We start from the raw sequence: 16,342 nt of genomic DNA, 5'->3' as shown, positions 1-16,342 counted from the left end.
AATAGCGAATAGCGAATAGCGAATAGAACGGCTTGGCTTCCGTAACAGGGGCAAGCCGTTTTTTGTGCGCTATTCGCTACTCGCTCTCTTACAGCCAGCCGTTCTTGCGAAACCGCCAGTACAGGAACGAGCAGATCAGGGCGATCGTCGCCAGCACCACCGGGTAGCCGTATTCCATCTTCAGTTCAGGCATGTCGCTGAAATTCATGCCGTAAATGCCGGCGAACGCGGTCGGCACCGCGAGGATAGCGGCCCATGAAGCGAGTTTCTTGGAGATCGCCGTTTCCTGGCTCTGGCCGACCAGCAGGCTGGCCTCGAAGGCGAAGGCCAGCACCTCTCGCAAACTGTCGATCTTCTCCTGGACGGTGCGGATGTGGTCGGTGACGTCGCGAAACAGTGGATGCATGGCGGTGTGGATCTGCGGCAGGTCGGCGCTGGTCAAGCGGCGACAGACTTCCACCAGCGGCAATGCCGCGTTGCGCAGGCGCAACAGATCGCGGCGCAGCATATAGAGCCGCTCGATGTCGGGACCGGTCATCGGCTTCAGCAGGACCCTGTCCTCGATCACCTCGACCTCGTCCTCGATCTGTTCGAGCACGGGCATGTAATTGTCGACGATGAAATCGAGGATTGCGTAGAGGACGAAATCCTCGCCCTTGGCCAGCGAATGCGGGCAGCTCTCCCAATGCTGGCGAACGGCGGCATAGGAGGTCGACGGACCGTGCCTGACGCTGACGATATAGCCTGAGCCGACGAACAGATGCGTCTCGCCGAAGGTGACGCGGCCATCGATCAGCTGAGCGGTGCGGGCAACGATGAACAAGGCGTCGCCATATTGCTCGATCTTCGGCCGCTGGTGCGGATGTTCGGCATCTTCGATCGCCAGTTCATGCAGTTGGAATTGCGCCTTGACGCGCAGCAAGAGCTCGCGGTCGGGCTCAAGCAGGCCGATCCAGACGACGTGGCCGGACTTCTTGGCCCATTCGCCGGCTTCCTCGATGGGAATGTCGGCGACACGCCGGCCTGCTGTATAGACACTGGAAGCGATGATGCCCGCCGTTGGCGGTGCAGGGGCGAACTCTCGGACATATTCCATCGCGGCCTCCTGAAAACGTGGCCTAGGGAACGAGAAGCTTAACGTCCGGATAGTTTAGCGCAATAGGATGAAGCGTTCGAGTGGCGACCGTTCACTTCACCGGTAGCGTTGCGGGAGCACCGATCTTGTCGGTCTTGTCGCCCTTCGGCCGCTCGGCCGGCATCTGCTCGCCGGTGACGATGTAGTAGATCGTCTCGGCGATATTGGTGGCATGATCGCCGATGCGCTCGATGTTCTTGGCGCAAAACAGGAGATGCGTGCACGGCGTGATGTTGCGCGGGTCTTCCATCATGTAGGTCAGCAATTCGCGAAACAGCGAGGTGTACATGGCGTCGATCTGGTCGTCGCGGTCGCGCACGAAGCCGATCTTCTCCACCGAGCGCGACGCATAGACGTCGAGCACTTCCTTGAGCTGTGTAAGCGCCAGGTTTGCCAATGCCTCGAGACCGCGGAACAGGCTGGTCGGCTGGCGACCGTCAGTGACGGCGACGACCCGCTTGGCGACATTCTTGCCGAGATCGCCAACGCGTTCGATGTCGGCCGAGATGCGGATCGCACCGACGATCTCGCGCAGGTCCGTCGCCATCGGCTGGCGCTTGGCGATGATGACGATGGCCTTGTCGTCGATCTCGCGCTGCCCTTCATCGAGCACGATGTCGTCGCGGATGACTTTCTGGGCGAGGCCGGGATCGGCGTTGACCAGAGCCGAGATCGCCTGTTCGACCATGCGCTCGGCGTGCCCACCCATCGCAGCGATGCGCTTCGACAGGTACTTCAGCTCTTCATCATAGGCGCTGACGATATGCACGGACTGCATGGACGAAATGCCTTTCCGGGATCTTGAGTCGTTTCCTCGAATCCTCCGCTGATACCCTAGCCGGATGACAGAAAAAAGAAATGAACCGTTAGTACATAGTGTCGCGTTAGCGAGCCGGCAAATGAACCGTGAACGCCGCGCCCTTGCCAACTTCCGACTTGATCGAAAGCCTGGCGTTGTGACGTGTCAGGATGTGCTTGACGATGGACAGCCCAAGGCCGGTGCCTTTCTGGGTGCGGCTGTTCTCGACATCGACACGGTAGAAGCGCTCGGTAATGCGCGGAATGTGTTCTTCGGGAATGCCAGGGCCGAAATCCCTGATGGTGACGTCGATGCCGGGTTCGGAACCGGCATCGGTGCGCGCGATCGACACTGTGACGCGCCCGCCCGATTGTCCGTATTTGCAGGCGTTTTCGAGCAGGTTTTCGAAAACCTGGAACAGCTCGTCCCGGTCGCCGGGCACGTCCAGCGGCCCCTCGGCGAACGTCCGCTCGATGACGATGCCGTTTTCCCGGGCCAGCGGCCCAAGCGAATCGATGACGCTGTCGATGGTCTGGCGCAGATCGACCTCGGTTCCCGGCGCCAGATAGGGCTTCATTTCCAGCCGCGACAGCGACAACAAATCGTCGATCAGGCGCGCCATGCGACCGGTCTGGTTCTGCATGATCTGCAGGAACTGCTCGCGCGCCGCCGGGTCGTTGCGGGCCGGCCCGCGCAAGGTCTCGATGAACCCTGAGATCGAGGCCAGTGGCGTGCGCAGTTCGTGGCTGGCATTGGCAATGAAGTCGGCGCGCATGCGGTCGATCCGGCGCGCCTCGCTCTGGTCCTTGAACACCAGCACATAGAGATCGGTGGCGTGGCCGACCGAAGACGCGCTCACCCGATAGGTGCGCTCCACCGGCAGCTTTTCGGTGTAATCGACGACATCGGAGGCGACGTTTCCCGACAGGACGCTGTCGAGCAGGGCCTGCATTTCGGGAGCGCGGAACTTCAACGACAGCGACATGCCCGGTGCGATGCCGCCAAAGGCGGCAAAGGCGGCGGCGTTGGCGTGGACGATGGTGGCAGTGCGATCGAAAATGATCAACGGATCGGCAACGGCCGCCGCGAGATATTCGCCTGAAAGCCGCTGCAGCCCGCTCGCCTCGATTGCAGCAGCACTTTCGTCGGACTGGCGCGCGGTTTCGGTTGGCAGCATCGCGGCGGCAAGCAGCACGGCACATGCCAGCAGGACGACATAGCCGGACATGCCGGCGAAACTATAGACGGCCAGGACCGCGACGATCCCGGCGGCAAGCAGCCAGCGGCTGCTCCACAGCCTGATAGCGACGGCTTGCGACGTGCTTTTCTGCTCTGCGCCCAAGTCGGCCATTCGCGCGTACGCCCCGTGCCGTTGCACCCAGTCGGCCGGCGGGAAACTTCCGCTGGACCGGCTTTGAGGCTCCCAATAGCATGAGTCCGGAAGCTGAAAAGGGTTCGTCTCGATGAAAAATGCCAAGGAAACGACCGCCGCACCCGCAACGGGTCCACGGAAGATCACGATCGACGGCAAGGAGCGCGAGTTCGATATCGAGAATCCCGAGCTTCCGGACTGGGTCGAGGACCACAAGCTGACCGCTGGCGGCTTCCCTTACGACAAGAAAATGAAAAGCGAGGACTATGACAAGACCCTCGAACTCCTGCAGATCGAGCTAGTCAAGGCACAGGCATGGCTGCAATCGACCGGCAAACGGGTGGTGGCGTTGTTCGAGGGCCGCGATGCCGCAGGCAAGGGCGGCACCATCTTCGTTCTGCGCCAGTATATGAACCCTCGAACAGCGCGCAACGTGGCGCTGACCAAGCCGACGCCGACCGAGGTCGGGCAGTGGTATTACCAGCGCTATGTCGACCATTTCCCGACGGCGGGCGAGTTCGTCACCTTCGACCGCTCCTGGTACAATCGCGGCGGCGTCGAGCCGGTGATGGGCTTCTGCACGCCGGAGCAGCACGAGAAATTCCTCGACGAGACGCCGCATTTCGAGCGGATGATCTCCAACGAGGGCATCCATTTCTTCAAATTCTGGCTGAACATCGGCCGGGAAACCCAACTCGAACGGTTTCACGACCGCCGCTGGAGCCCCTTGAAGAACTGGAAGTTCTCGCCGATCGACGTTGCCGGCATCACCAAATGGGACGACTACACCAAGGCGCGCGATCTCATGGTCGAACGCACGCACAAGGAATTCGCGCCCTGGATCATCGTGCGGGCCAACGACAAACGGCGGGCACGGCTGGCCGTCATGCGCCGCATCCTGTTGTCGCTGCCCTATGACGGTCGCGATCTCGATGTCATCGGCAAGGAGGACAAGAAGATCGTCGGCGAAGGAACGTCGTTCCTGAAAAAATAGACCCGGAGCTGGCCTGTCCTATCGGGACAGGCCAGCTCCGTCTTGCATTCACCCGTTCCGTCGCCGGGACGGCTCTAAGCCACCAGCCGGGCGATCCGCTGCAGCCGCCGCAGCGTGGTGTCGTCCTGCAGCGCCTGCTGGAAAAGCGAAATCTCGTGGTCGATGCGGTCGCAGAGCGCGCCTGTGTCGCCTCTCAGCAGGCCGCGCGTCTGCAACAGCGCGGCGACCGGCTTCTTGGCAAGCTGCCTTGCCCTGGCAAGGGCTGCGTCCTCGACGCTGCCGTCCGCCACGATCTCAGCGACAAGACCGAGCGCCTTGGCATCTTCGACGGCCAGCGTGTCGCCCAAGCAGAAAAAGCGAAAAGCGCCAGCGTAGCCAAGCTTTTGTGGCGCCAGGATGCTGGTCGCCGCATCCGGCACCAGGCCGAAATCGACAAACGGCACCCGGAACGTGCTCTTGCCAGACGCGATCACCATGTCGCAGTGGAACAGGATGGTGCAGCCGACACCGACGGCATCGCCATCGACACAGGCAAGGATCGGTTTGGGAAACGTCGCCAGCGTACGGAACATGTCGGTTACGGCGGCGATCAGCTGCTGATGCTTGGTGGCATCGAGGAATTCGGAGAAGTCGCCGCCAAGGCAAAAGCAGCCAGCCAGGCCGCGCAACACCACGACGCGCACCTCGTCGTCAGCGGCAGCTTCGTGGAAGGTCCTGGCCAGGCTTTCATAGGCCCGCCTGTCCAGCACCGGCCGACCGTCATCCGAAGACACCGTGACAATTAGCGTATGGTTGCGGAACTCGGTTTGCGGATGGATACTCATTACACTCTCCACTCTCACGGTACTTTCAACTCTCACGACGCCTGCCTCAAGCCGAACCGGTCGGGATATCCCCTGGCCAGCACAGGTGCGAAATGATTGCGGCGCGAACGCACCACATCAAGCGTGTGCTGATTGAAGGTGAGCAGCGTGGCGACGACCTGCTGGTTGCCGTAGGTGCGCTGGTAGCCAAGCGGCGTTGCCAGGAAATGCAGCTGCAGCGCGCGCAGGACCCACATCGGCTCGAATTCGATGATCACCTGATTGACGTCGCGCTTCAGCCCCCACTCGACGAAGCCGGCAATCAGTTCGGTGCCGACTGTCGACACGCCGCGCCGGCCGTCGCGAAAACCGGGCGCCACCGCATAGCGGGTCAGCTCGTAGACATTGGGGCCGGAAGGCGGCGTCCCCTCAAAAAGGTCCGTCAGCACCTCGGTCAGCAGGTGCCCCCGCGTCGTCGGCAGCATCCTTTGATAGCCGGCGAGCTCGCCGTTGCGGATGACAATCTGATGCACCGCCTCGTCGTGGTCGAACTGGTCGACCTCGAACCCGTCGGGGCGCTTCAGATCGGTCCATCCCATCTCCTCGACGAAGACCTGGTAGCGTAGACGATGGACTGCCTCCCAAAGGTCGGGACGTTCCATCAATTCCTGGGTGGTAAGGGCAAAAAGCATCCGTCTTCTCCTGGTTCAAGAGGAAAATACGGCCGTGCTTTCGCAAGAAAATTACGTGATCACGTATGCAGGAACTTCTAGGTCGGCGCGGCCGACCTAGCTAATGTAGCCCCGCCTTATCGCCTCCGCGACCGCCTGCACGCGATTGACGGCGCCGAGTTTGCCTTTAGCGTTAAGAAGGTGTTTCTCGGAGGTGTGTTCCGAGATGCCGAGGATCTGTGAAATCTCCCATTCGGACTTGCCGACGGCGGCCCATTGCAGGCATTCGCGCTCGCGCGGCGTCAACTCGATATGATCGATGGTCTTGCCCGCCATGGTGTGGAGCTGCATGGCGCGGCCGACGGCATAGGTCGAGACCAGCGACACCAGTCCGAACTCGGCGCCCGACAATTCGACGGCCTCGCCGCCGAGCGAGACCATGACGATCTGGCCATCAAGCGTGATCAGCGGGAAGGCCAGGCCGTCGCGCAGCTTGAATTCGCTGGCGTCGCCCATAACCTCGCCGCTGCTCTTGTCGATGCGAATGCCCTGAGCCGCTTCCCGCCACTGGAACGGCGCCTGAAGCTGTTTCATGTGGCTGACGACGGGATCATGATCGACATAGTTGCGCGCCACATAGCGCTCCAGCCATTCTACAGGCCAGTCGCAGAGCAGCACATGGTCCTTTTGCTGGCCACGCGGCGTGCCTGGCTGCGGAACCGTCCCGGCCATCAACGCCGTGAGGCCGAAATTCGTGGTCACGCCAAGCAGCGTTTCGCAGACCGCGGCCGCCGTGTTGGCGTGCTGCAGCTGATCTATGTATTCCAGAGTGCGATCGAAATGGCCCATCGCAACATCCACCCCATGTTGCCTCCCGATATTTGGACCAATGGTACGTGCCCAACCCGCACTTAGCCATCAACCCCGGATTGCAAAGCTGTATTCCCTTTGTGGCGCCTACAACTGCCCCCTCCAGTCGACGCCATGCAACTACTTGCAAAATACACTAAAGCATATCCCTAAATCGGCGTATTTAAATCAAAAAGCGTTGTGCCTGCGCCGTTTTCGTACCAAAAGCCAAAAAAGAGGCAGAACCGGGTGGAGTTTAGTCGTGCCATTTCCGTCGATATCCGTCGCCCTGGCGTCAATATTTATATTTATCGGGACGCAGTCGCTTGCCGGCATCGCGCGTGCCGCAGAGCCGCAGGTGCCGGTGCTTTGGGACGCCAAGGAGCGACTGCCGAAGCCCGACCTTTCCGCGCTGCCGCGACTGCGATTCCTTACAACCACCGATTTCCCGCCCTTCAACTTTCTCGACAGCGCCGGCCGGCTGTCCGGCTTCCACATCGACCTAGCGCGGGCCATCTGCGCCGAACTCGACATCGCGGATAAATGCCAGATCCAGGCGCTGCCCTGGGCCGAGCTTGAGGGCGCACTGCAGAAGGGCGAAGGCGAAGCGATCATCGCCGGCATCGCCGCGACGCCGGAATCGCGCTCGAAATTCGGCTTCTCACGCTCCTATCTGCAGTTTCCGGCGCGCTTTATCATGCCGAAGACCAAGGCCCTTGCGGAACCGATCTTCGACAAGCTGCGAGCCAAGCGCGTCGGCGTCATCGCCGGCTCCGCGCATGAGCGCATGCTGCGCGATTATTTCGGCAACGTTCAGGTCGTCCCCTTCGACGGGCCGGAGGCGCTGTACGGCGACCTCAAGGCCGGCAAGATCGACGCAGCCTTCGGCGACGGCATGCGCTTTGCCTTCTGGCTGGGCGGCTCGGACGCCGCCGGCTGCTGCCGCTTTGCCGGCGGTCCGTACCTGGCGCCCGAATATCTGGGCTCGGGCATGGCAATCGCCACCAGGGCCGGCGATCCGGCGCTGGCGGCGGCGATGGACTACGCCCTGCAGGAGATTTCCACAAAGGGCACGTTCGCCGAATTCTATCTGCGCTATTTCCCGGTCAGTTTTTTCTGATCCGGGCCGGTCAGCTTTTTCTGATCCGGTCCCGGTCAGCTTCTTCTGATCCGGTCCCGGTCAGCTTTTTCTGACCCCAGGGCCTCGAGCTAGGTGAGCGTGCGCAGGCGGGCCTTGGCGGCACGGCCTATTGCAGCGACGGTCAGCGTGTCGAGATCGAGCTGACGGCGGATGAGCTGCAGCACACGCACCTCTTCCATGCGCATTTCGAGATCGACGGCCGCAACTTCGAAGGCGGCGGCATAGGCGGTGTCGCGCAGGCGTTCGGGCAGTGCCTCGGCGACGCGCTCGAGAAGGCCTTCCAACCCATCCCTTTCTTGCAGCATCTTCTGGCAGTCCTGCGCAATGGCAATCAGCCTGTCCTGCTTGAAATCCTCGAACACCGGCCAGGAGCGGACGACATCTCCGATCCGCGCCAGTTCGACATCGGTCATGTCGCGGTCGGAGGCCGAGGTGATGACCATCAGGTAGATCAGGGCTTCATGCGGTGTCGGCAACGACATTCACAAACTCCTCGAACGGGCCTCGAAGGTAGGAAGGCGGCATCGGCGCCGCAAGGAAAAAGCGCCGGGATCGTTGACGCTCCGGCCATGCACGCCTAGAGACCGGGCTGAACTCCACCTTCCGGCTACCGCCGGCGAACGATTTGGAAAACAGTGACATGGCGGGATCAAACATCATCGATCTCAACCCCGAAGTGCTTGCGGCAGCGGCTGAAAGCAAGGCGTGGCCGTTCGAGGAAGCCAAAAAGATCGTCGAGCGCTACAAGGGCACGGACTTTCCCGAGACCGTGCTGTTCGAGACCGGCTACGGTCCCTCGGGCCTGCCGCATATCGGCACGTTCGGCGAAGTGGCGCGTACCTCGATGGTGCGCCACGCCTTTCGCGTGATCACGCAGGACAAGGTTGCGACCAAGCTCCTGTGCTTCTCCGACGATATGGACGGTATGCGCAAGATCCCCGACAACGTGCCGGATCGCGCAGCGCTCGAGCCGCATCTGCACAAGCCGCTGTCTTCGGTCCCCAATCCTTTCGGCGGCGACTATGCAAGCTTCGCGGACCACAACAATGTGATGCTTTGCCGCTTCCTCGACACGTTCGGGTTCGACTACGAATTCGCCAGCGCGACGCAATACTACAAGGCCGGCCGTTTCGACGCGATGCTGCTGCGGGCCGCCGAGCGCTACGACCAGATCATGGCGGTGATGCTGCCGACGCTCGGGCCGGAGCGGCAGGCGACCTACAGCCCGTTCCTGCCGATTTCGCCAAAGAGCGGCCGCGTGCTTTACGTCCCCATGAAGCATGTCGACGCCAAGGCCGGCACCATCACCTTCGACGATGACGGCACCGAGACCACGCTCTCGATCACCGGCGGCAGAGTGAAGCTGCAATGGAAGCCGGATTTCGGCATGCGCTGGGCAGCACTTGGCGTCGATTTCGAAATGTTCGGCAAGGACCACCAGACCAATGCGGTAGTCTACGACCGCATCTGCAACATCCTCGGCGGACGCGCGCCGGAGCATTTCGTCTACGAACTGTTCCTGGACGAGAACGGCCAGAAGATCTCGAAGTCGAAGGGCAACGGCATCACCATCGACCAGTGGCTGGCCTATGCGCCGACCGAAAGCCTCGGGCTCTATATGTACCAGCGGCCGCGGCAGGCCAAGAAGCTCTATTTCGACGTCATCCCGCGGGCCGTCGACGAATATTACACCTTCCTCGCGGCTTACCCCAGGCAGGATTGGAAGGAGCGGCTGGGCAACCCGGTCTGGCATATGCATGACGGCAACCCGCCGAAGACAGACATGCCGGTGCCGTTCTCGCTGCTGCTCAATCTGGTCAGCGCCTCCAACGCCCAGAACAAGGACGTGCTGTGGGGGTTCATCTCGCGCCATGCGCCGGGCGTGACCCCGCAGACGCATCCCGAACTCGACAGGCTGACGGGTTACGCGATCCGCTATTTCGACGATTTCGTGAAGCCGGCCAAAGTGTACCGCGCCGCCGACGATGTCGAGCGCGAGGCACTGACGAACCTCTCAGCGGCGCTCGCCGCATTGCCGCCGGCCGCCGATGGCGAAGCGATCCAGAACGCCTCGCTCAACGTTGCGCGCAAGATCGAGCGCTATCAGGACCACAGCAAAAAGAGCCCGGACGGCGGCCCCGGCGTGTCCGGTGCCTTCTTCCAGATGATCTACCAGGTGCTGATCGGGCAGGAACGCGGTCCGCGCTTCGGTTCGTTCGCCGCGCTCTACGGCATTGCCGAGACGCGGGCGCTCATTGAGCGGGCGCTGGCTGGTCAACTGGCGGCGTAATATCCGTCCCGGCCGGCGGCGCCTCTGGCACCGGGGCATCAAGGATCGGTTGCGACGCCGTCGGCGCGTTGACCGGCATTGGCGCCGGCGGCAGGCCGCCAAGATTGGGCGCGGCGCCGAAGATGCCCTTCTTCTCAGTGCGTGCCTTGTCGCCCACTTCGACATAGGGGCCGCCGGCGGTCGCGCGCGCCCAGCCGTTTTCGACCAGCCACTGGCCGACATCCAGCTTGCCGATGCGGCATTCGACGGCAATCAGCTCGCGGTCGGCTTCCGGCGGCATCTTGCACGCCACGGCCCGGCCGCGCAGGAAAGACCGGAACGCGGTGCGCGCCCTGACACCGCAAGCCCAGGACTTGCCGTCGTCGCTGCAGGTTTCGTCCTCCTTGACGATATCGATGCCGGACACCGCCACGGAATAGCCATTGGCCTGGATCAGGCCAGCGGCGGACGCAACCGGCTGGAACAATTTCGTCCCGCCCCAGTCGTCGACGACCGCCCTTCGCCTGCGCGGCTTGGCCGGTCCGGCCAGCGCCAGGTCGCTCAAGGGCGGGCGCGGCTCGACCCGTTCGAGCTCCTCAGGCGCTAGCGGCGGCGGTGCTACTTCCTCGGGATCGATCGTTCTCGATGGCGCCGAAGGAGACTGAGACTCAGCTTGGGTGGGCTGAATTTCGGGGATTGCCGAGGTTGCCGGCTGCTCCTCAGAGATAGGGTCAGCGCCCAAATCGTTCTGATCGATCTGATCGATGACGACGCTGCTTTGTTCGGGCTGCAGGACGCGGCCGCCCATCACGATCAGAGCTACCATGGCCGGCACCGCCAGCACGGCCAGGACCAGTTGCAGCAGCCGCACTACTGGCTTGCCCAGACGATCCGCGCCACCCATTCGACGTCATGCAAAGGGATGTCGCGGTCCGGATGGTCGGGATTGAGCGAGACCAGCACGATCGACTTCACCGTCTGGCGGTCGAGCACCTTGGCCATCACCTCGCCGGCATTGGTCTTGACGACGACACGGTCGCCCTTGCGGGTTGCCGCGCCCGGTTCGACAATCAGCACGTCGCCGTTGCGATACAGCGGCAGCATGGAATCGCCCTGCACCTTCAACGCATAGGACGTCTCGGTCGACCGCGCCGGAAGCTCGACCAGATCCCAGCCCTGCCCTGCCGGGAAGCCGGCATCGTCGAAGAAACCACCAGCACCGGCCTGGGCAAAGCCGAGCAGCGGCACCGCCGACCGCTGCATGGGCGAGGACCCTGAACCGGTATTGCTTCGGCCCTCGACCAGCCCGGTGAATTCGTCGAGCGAAGCACCCGTCGCCTCGATGATCTTGGCCAGCGATTCGGTCGACGGCCAGCGCGGCCGCCCGTCCGAGGACAATCGCTTCGACTTGTTGAAGGCGGTCGAATCGAGACCCGCGCGCCTGGCCAGACCCGAGGCCGAGAGGGAGTAACGCTCGGCCAGAGCGTCGATGGCGGCCCATACGCGGTCATGCGAGAGCAATTTCGCTGCCCTTCAAAACAGGAAAAAATACCTCTCCCGTTCTAACGCGCAGCCTTCGACTTGTCCACCGCATGACCGGCAGATCGCAAACAAAGCTGTGCGTGGCGAGAGGAGGTCCTCCCGGAAGGCTACGCTACGCCGCCTTCCGGGCCTCGCCCTTCGCATAGGGATCGAAGCGCTGGTAGAAAGTCTCGCCCTTCTCGGCCATATCGAGCAGCAGCTTGGGCGCCTTGAATTCGGCGCCGTATTTCTTCTGCAGTCCCTTGGCGATCCTGACGAATTCCTTGGCTCCGATGCCGTCGATGTAGGACAGCGCACCGCCGGTAAAGGGCGCAAAGCCGAAGGCGAGAATGGAGCCGACATCGGCCTCGCGCGGATCGGTGACGATGCCTTCCTCCATCACCCTGGCAGCTTCCAGCGCAATGGTGACCAGCAGGCGCTGCTGCAACTCTTCATAATCGACCTTTTCGGGCGCCAGCTGCGGATAGAGATCCCTCAGGCCGGGCCACAGCTTCTTCTTGGCCGGCTTTGCCGGATAATCGTAAAAGCCCTTGCCGTTCTTGCGGCCGAAGCGGCCGTGCGTGTCGACCATGGTGTTGATCAGCGCCATCTGCTTGGGGTCGACGGCTTTGTCGCCGAGATCCCTGATGGTCTGCTTCATGATTTTCTGGGCGAGGTCGATCGCCGTTTCGTCGGTCAGAGCCAAGGGACCGACCGGCATGCCGGCGGCCTTGGCGGCGTTCTCGATCATCGGCGCCGGAACGCCCTCGATCAGCATCTTGTAGGCTTCCGACATGTAGCGCAGCACGCAGCGGTTGACGTAGAAGCCGCGCGTGTCGTTGACGACGATCGGTGTCTTCTTGATGGCCCGCACGAAGTCGATCGCGGTCGCCAGCGCCTTGTCGCCGGTCTTCTTGCCCAAAATGATCTCGACCAGCATCATCTTGTCGACCGGCGAGAAGAAATGAATGCCGATGAAATTCTTCGGCCGCGCCGAATTCTTGGCCAGCGACGAGATCGGAATGGTCGACGTATTTGACGCGAAGATCGCAGCCGGCTTCAGCACCGCCTCGGCCTGTTCGGTCGCGCTCTTCTTGACGGCCGAATCCTCGAACACCGCCTCGACCACCAGGTCGCAACCGGCAAGGTCGGCATAGTCGGCCGTCGGCGTGATCATTGACAAAAGCCTGTCCTTCTCCTCGGGCTTGGCGCGGCCCTTCTTCACCTGGTCCGTTACCAGGCTTTCCGAATGCGCCTTGCCCTTGGTGGCCGACTCCATGTCGCGGTCGAGCAGCACCACCGGAATGCCGGCCTTGGCCGTGACATACGCGATGCCGGCGCCCATGAATCCGGCGCCGAGCACGCCGATCTTCTTGAACTTCGTCTCCGGCACGTCGGCCGGGCGGCGCGCGCCCTTGTTCAACTCCTGCAGCGAGACGAACAGCGAGCGGATCATCGCCGCCGCTTCCTTGGTCTGCATGATTTCGGTGAAATAGCGCTGCTCGATCCTGAGGCCGGTGTCGAACGGCACCAGCAGGCCTTCATAGACGCATTTCAGGATCGCGGCCGCGGCCGGATAATTGCCAAAGGTCTCGCGGCGCAGGATGGCGATGGCCGGCGGCCACAGATTGGCGCCCGCCACCGAATAGACCGGGCCGCCGGGCAGCTTGAAACCCTTCTCGTCCCACGGCGCCACCGGCTTCAGGCCATTCTTGATCATCGCCTTGGCGGTCTCGACCAGCTTGGCCGGCTCGGCGATCTCGTGGATCAGGCCCATCGCCTTGGCCTTCTGCGGCGACAGCGTCTGGCCGGAGGTAAGCATCTGCAGCGCCTGCTGCTGGTCGGTCAGCCGCGGCACGCGCTGGGTGCCGCCGGCGCCCGGGAAGATGCCGATCTTCACTTCGGGAAGCGCCATCTTGACCTTGTCGCTGTCGGCCGCGACACGGCCGTGGCAGGCGAGCGACATTTCGAAGGCGCCGCCCATGCAGGTGCCGTTGATCGCCGACACCCAGGGCTTGCCGCACGTTTCCAGCTTGCGGAACAGACCGGTCATATAGCCGGCATTGTCGAACAGCGCCTTGATCGCCTTGTCAGCGTCCTTGCCTTTATCAGTGGCGTAGGTGGCCAGCATCTTCTGCAGCATGGTGATGTCGGCGCCGCCGGAGAAGGTGTCCTTGCCCGACGTGATCACCGCGCCCTTGATGGCGGCATCGCCGGCCACATGATCGACGATTGCGTTCAACTCGCGCATCACCTCCTCGGTGAAGACGTTCATCGAGCGGTCCGGGCTATTCCAGGTGACCAGGGCAATGCCGTCAGCGTCGGTGTCGAGGGTGAAATTGGTGTAGCTCATTGGTCTCTCTCCCCGTCAGACGCGTTCGATGATCGTTGCGGTGCCCATGCCGGCACCGATACACAGCGTCACCAGCGCGGTGTTCAGGTTGCGCCGCTCCAGTTCGTCCAGCACGGTGCCGAAGATCATGGCGCCGGTGGCGCCGAGCGGATGACCCATGGCGATGGCGCCGCCATTGACGTTGATCTTGTCGTGCGGGATGTCGAAGGCCTGCATGTAACGCAGCACCACCGAGGCGAAGGCCTCGTTGAGCTCGAACAGGTCGATGTCCGAAATCTTCATCTTGGCGCGCTTCAACAGCTTCTCGGTGACGTCGACCGGGCCGGTCAGCATCAGCACCGGCTCGGAACCGATGTTGGCGAAAGTCCGGATGCGGGCGCGCGGCTTCAGGCCCATGGTCTTGCCGGCTTTCTTCGAGCCGAGCAGAATGGCGGCGGCGCCATCGACGATGCCGGACGAATTGCCGGCATGGTGGACGTGGTTGACCTCCTCGACCTCGGGATGCTTCTGCACCGCGACGGCGTCGAAGCCGCCCATTTCGCCGGGCATGACGAAGGACGGGTTGAGCGCTGCCAGCGACTGCATGTCGGTCGACGGACGCATGTGCTCGTCATGGTCGAGGATGGTCAGGCCGTTCTGATCCTTGATCGGGATCACCGAATTCTTGAAGCGGCCGTCGGCCCACGACTTCGCGGCGCGCTTCTGGCTCTCGACGGCGTAGGCGTCGACGTCGTCGCGCGAAAAGCCGTATTTGGTGGCGATCAGGTCGGCCGAGATGCCTTGCGGCACGAACCAGCCGGGCAGGCCGACCGAGGGGTCCATGAACCAGGCACCACCGGACGCGCCCATGCCGACGCGCGACATCGATTCGACGCCGCCGGCAATGACAATCTCGTCAGCGCCCTGCGCGATCTTGGCGGCGCCGAAATTGATGGCGTCGAGACCGGAAGCGCAGAAGCGCGAGATCTGCATGCCAGGCGCCTTGGTGTCGTAGCCGGCCTCGAAAGCAGCGGCGCGCGGAATGACCGAACCGGCTTCGCCGACCGGGTCGACGCAGCCGAAGATGATGTCGTCGACAGTGCCGGTGTCGAGCCCGTTGCGGTCGCGCAGCGCCTCCAGCACCTTGGCGCCGAGCCTTACCGCGGGCACTTCGTGCAGCGAGCCATCCTTCTTGCCTTTGCCGCGCGGCGTGCGCACGGCGTCATAGACATAGGCCTCAGTCATCTTCTTGCTCCTCGGGTTTGCTGACAGTCGCTCAGAGAGAGCGTCCGATCAGCAATTTCATGATCTCGTTGGTGCCGCCGTAGATGCGCTGGACGCGGGCGTCGCGGAACATGCGGGCGATCGGATATTCATTCATGTAGCCATAGCCGCCATGCAATTGAAGGCATTCGTCGACGACTTTTCCCTGCAGATCGCTGAGCCAGTACTTGGCCATCGAGGCCGTCACCGGGTCGAGACCGCCAGCGATGTGGCGGGCAACGCAGTCATTGTAGAAGACGCGGCCGACGGTGGCTTCGGTCTTCAGTTCGGCGAGCATGAACTGGGTGTTCTGGAAATCGATGATCGCCTTGCCGAAGGCCTTGCGCTGCTTGACGTAGTCGATGGTCAGCGCCAGCGCCCGCTCGATCATGGCGATGGCGCCGGTGCCGATCTGCAGCCGCTCCTGCGGCAATTGCTGCATCAGCTGGACAAAACCCTGGCCTTCCTCGTGGCCGAGCAGGTTGGAGGTCGGCACGCGCATGTCGTTGAAGAACAACTCCGAAGTGTCGTTGGCCTTGAGCCCGATCTTGTCGAGGTTGCGACCGCGCTCGAAGCCTTCCACCTCGTCGGTCTCGACGACGATCAGCGAGGTGCCCTTGGCGCCCTTGGCCGGATCGGTCTTGGTGACGATGATGATGAAGTTGGCCAGCTGGCCGTTGGTGATGAAGGTCTTGGAACCGTTGATCTTGTACTGGTTGCCATCCTTCTCGGCCCGGGTCTTGACGCCTTGCAGGTCGGAGCCGGCGCCGGGCTCGGTCATGGCGATGGCGCCGATCAGCTCGCCGGTCGCCAGTTTCGGCAGCCACTTCTTCTTCTGCTCCTCCGAGCCGTAGTGGAGGATGTAGGGGGCGACGATCGAATTGTGCAGGCCGATGCCGAAACCATCGACGCCGACATGGCCGATCGCCTCGATGATGGCGCTCTCATGGGCGAAGGTGCCGCCGGAGCCGCCATATTCCTCCGGCATCGAGGCGCAGAGCAGGCCGGCAGCACCGGCCTTCAGCCAGCTCTCGCGGTCGACCATCTCGTTCTTCTCGAACTCGTCGTAGCGCGGCGCGATCTCTTCCGACATGAAGCGGTGCGCCATGTCGTAGAGCATGCCAACCTCGTCCGCCGCCCAGGCGGGCTTGGGAAGGCCAAGAATTTCGGCTGGATTTGTCGCCACGATTTCC

At 62.7% G+C, this 16,342-nt stretch carries 15 protein-coding genes; 3 read left to right on the top strand and 12 right to left on the bottom strand.

What is annotated here, in order from left to right:
- Positions 1–88: 88 nt before the first annotated feature.
- The 3 genes from AC1DX6_RS05170 to AC1DX6_RS05160 form a co-directional block, all read right to left on the bottom strand.
- On the bottom strand, positions 89–1,096 hold the full coding sequence (locus AC1DX6_RS05170; RefSeq protein ID WP_477311640.1) for a magnesium and cobalt transport protein CorA: 1,008 nt from the start codon (positions 1,094–1,096) through the stop codon (positions 89–91).
- A 91-nt stretch (positions 1,097–1,187) separates the two neighbouring features.
- A complete protein-coding gene (gene phoU, locus AC1DX6_RS05165) occupies positions 1,188–1,913 on the bottom strand; it encodes a phosphate signaling complex protein PhoU (protein WP_477311639.1) in 726 nt (241 codons plus the stop codon).
- 106 nt (positions 1,914–2,019) lie between these two features.
- Positions 2,020–3,285: an ATP-binding protein gene (locus tag AC1DX6_RS05160; RefSeq protein ID WP_477311638.1), complete on the bottom strand. Its 1,266-nt coding sequence runs from the start codon at positions 3,283–3,285 to the stop codon at positions 2,020–2,022.
- A gap of 112 nt (positions 3,286–3,397) precedes the next feature.
- Here AC1DX6_RS05160 and ppk2 point away from each other — a divergent pair, with 112 nt between their 5' ends.
- Positions 3,398–4,300 carry a polyphosphate kinase 2 gene (ppk2, locus tag AC1DX6_RS05155; protein ID WP_477311637.1) on the top strand — a complete coding sequence of 301 codons (903 nt, stop codon included), beginning with the start codon at positions 3,398–3,400 and terminating at the stop codon, positions 4,298–4,300.
- Positions 4,301–4,374: 74 nt separating this feature from the next.
- Here the strand turns inward: ppk2 and AC1DX6_RS05150 are convergent, their stop codons facing one another.
- The 3 genes from AC1DX6_RS05150 to AC1DX6_RS05140 all read right to left on the bottom strand — a co-directional run bounded on the left by AC1DX6_RS05150 (position 4,375) and on the right by AC1DX6_RS05140 (position 6,623).
- The gene (locus AC1DX6_RS05150; RefSeq protein ID WP_477311636.1) at positions 4,375–5,124 is read right to left on the bottom strand and encodes an enoyl-CoA hydratase-related protein; all 750 of its coding nucleotides are present in this window, start codon (positions 5,122–5,124) and stop codon (positions 4,375–4,377) included.
- Positions 5,125–5,156: 32 nt separating this feature from the next.
- Positions 5,157–5,795, bottom strand: a complete 639-nt coding sequence (locus AC1DX6_RS05145; RefSeq protein WP_477311635.1) for an acyl-homoserine-lactone synthase — start codon at positions 5,793–5,795, stop codon at positions 5,157–5,159.
- 96 nt (positions 5,796–5,891) lie between these two features.
- Entirely contained in the window at positions 5,892–6,623 is a 732-nt protein-coding gene (locus AC1DX6_RS05140) for a helix-turn-helix transcriptional regulator (protein ID WP_477311634.1), read from the bottom strand.
- 310 nt (positions 6,624–6,933) lie between these two features.
- Between AC1DX6_RS05140 and AC1DX6_RS05135 the strand changes: the two genes are divergently transcribed.
- A complete protein-coding gene (locus AC1DX6_RS05135) occupies positions 6,934–7,743 on the top strand; it encodes a transporter substrate-binding domain-containing protein (protein WP_477311907.1) in 810 nt (269 codons plus the stop codon).
- Between the two features lie 89 nt (positions 7,744–7,832).
- Here AC1DX6_RS05135 and AC1DX6_RS05130 read toward each other — a convergent pair whose 3' ends face one another.
- Positions 7,833–8,246 carry a tellurite resistance TerB family protein gene (locus AC1DX6_RS05130; protein ID WP_477311633.1) on the bottom strand — a complete coding sequence of 138 codons (414 nt, stop codon included), beginning with the start codon at positions 8,244–8,246 and terminating at the stop codon, positions 7,833–7,835.
- A 158-nt stretch (positions 8,247–8,404) separates the two neighbouring features.
- On the opposite strand from AC1DX6_RS05130, the gene AC1DX6_RS05125 reads away from it, so the two are divergent.
- On the top strand, positions 8,405–10,054 hold the full coding sequence (locus AC1DX6_RS05125) for a lysine--tRNA ligase (RefSeq protein WP_477311632.1): 1,650 nt from the start codon (positions 8,405–8,407) through the stop codon (positions 10,052–10,054).
- On the opposite strand, the gene AC1DX6_RS05120 is transcribed toward AC1DX6_RS05125, so the two are convergent.
- The 5 genes from AC1DX6_RS05120 to AC1DX6_RS05100 all read right to left on the bottom strand — a co-directional run bounded on the left by AC1DX6_RS05120 (position 10,017) and on the right by AC1DX6_RS05100 (position 16,335).
- The gene (locus AC1DX6_RS05120; protein WP_477311906.1) at positions 10,017–10,904 is read right to left on the bottom strand and encodes a thermonuclease family protein; all 888 of its coding nucleotides are present in this window, start codon (positions 10,902–10,904) and stop codon (positions 10,017–10,019) included. The genes AC1DX6_RS05125 and AC1DX6_RS05120 overlap by 38 nt on opposite strands.
- Entirely contained in the window at positions 10,904–11,554 is a 651-nt protein-coding gene (locus tag AC1DX6_RS05115) for a S24 family peptidase (protein ID WP_477311631.1), read from the bottom strand. The genes AC1DX6_RS05120 and AC1DX6_RS05115 overlap by 1 nt, the downstream gene beginning before the upstream one ends.
- A 133-nt stretch (positions 11,555–11,687) precedes the next feature.
- Positions 11,688–13,907 (bottom strand): 3-hydroxyacyl-CoA dehydrogenase NAD-binding domain-containing protein, encoded by a 2,220-nt coding sequence (locus AC1DX6_RS05110; RefSeq protein WP_477311630.1) that lies wholly within the window; start codon positions 13,905–13,907, stop codon positions 11,688–11,690.
- A gap of 15 nt (positions 13,908–13,922) precedes the next feature.
- The gene (locus AC1DX6_RS05105; protein ID WP_477311629.1) at positions 13,923–15,131 is read right to left on the bottom strand and encodes an acetyl-CoA C-acetyltransferase; all 1,209 of its coding nucleotides are present in this window, start codon (positions 15,129–15,131) and stop codon (positions 13,923–13,925) included.
- 31 nt (positions 15,132–15,162) lie between these two features.
- Positions 15,163–16,335, bottom strand: a complete 1,173-nt coding sequence (locus AC1DX6_RS05100) for an acyl-CoA dehydrogenase family protein (RefSeq protein ID WP_477311628.1) — start codon at positions 16,333–16,335, stop codon at positions 15,163–15,165.
- Positions 16,336–16,342 lie beyond the last annotated feature (7 nt).

Source organism: Mesorhizobium sp. P2_C4 (assembly GCF_056404575.1).
This window is presented reverse-complemented; position numbering and strand designations above follow the sequence as displayed.

Bases quoted from the DNA above. Each gene is read 5' to 3' on its own strand.
- AC1DX6_RS05170 (WP_477311640.1), bottom strand. From the start codon at position 1,096: ATGGAATATGTCCGAGAGTTCGCCCCTGCACCGCCAACGGCGGGCATC.
- phoU (WP_477311639.1), bottom strand. From the start codon at position 1,913: ATGCAGTCCGTGCATATCGTCAGCGCCTATGATGAAGAGCTGAAGTAC.
- AC1DX6_RS05160 (WP_477311638.1), bottom strand. From the start codon at position 3,285: ATGGCCGACTTGGGCGCAGAGCAGAAAAGCACGTCGCAAGCCGTCGCT.
- ppk2 (WP_477311637.1), top strand. From the start codon at position 3,398: ATGAAAAATGCCAAGGAAACGACCGCCGCACCCGCAACGGGTCCACGG.
- AC1DX6_RS05150 (WP_477311636.1), bottom strand. From the start codon at position 5,124: ATGAGTATCCATCCGCAAACCGAGTTCCGCAACCATACGCTAATTGTC.
- AC1DX6_RS05145 (WP_477311635.1), bottom strand. From the start codon at position 5,795: ATGCTTTTTGCCCTTACCACCCAGGAATTGATGGAACGTCCCGACCTT.
- AC1DX6_RS05140 (WP_477311634.1), bottom strand. From the start codon at position 6,623: ATGGGCCATTTCGATCGCACTCTGGAATACATAGATCAGCTGCAGCAC.
- AC1DX6_RS05130 (WP_477311633.1), bottom strand. From the start codon at position 8,246: ATGTCGTTGCCGACACCGCATGAAGCCCTGATCTACCTGATGGTCATC.
- AC1DX6_RS05125 (WP_477311632.1), top strand. From the start codon at position 8,405: ATGGCGGGATCAAACATCATCGATCTCAACCCCGAAGTGCTTGCGGCA.
- AC1DX6_RS05110 (WP_477311630.1), bottom strand. From the start codon at position 13,907: ATGAGCTACACCAATTTCACCCTCGACACCGACGCTGACGGCATTGCC.
- AC1DX6_RS05105 (WP_477311629.1), bottom strand. From the start codon at position 15,131: ATGACTGAGGCCTATGTCTATGACGCCGTGCGCACGCCGCGCGGCAAA.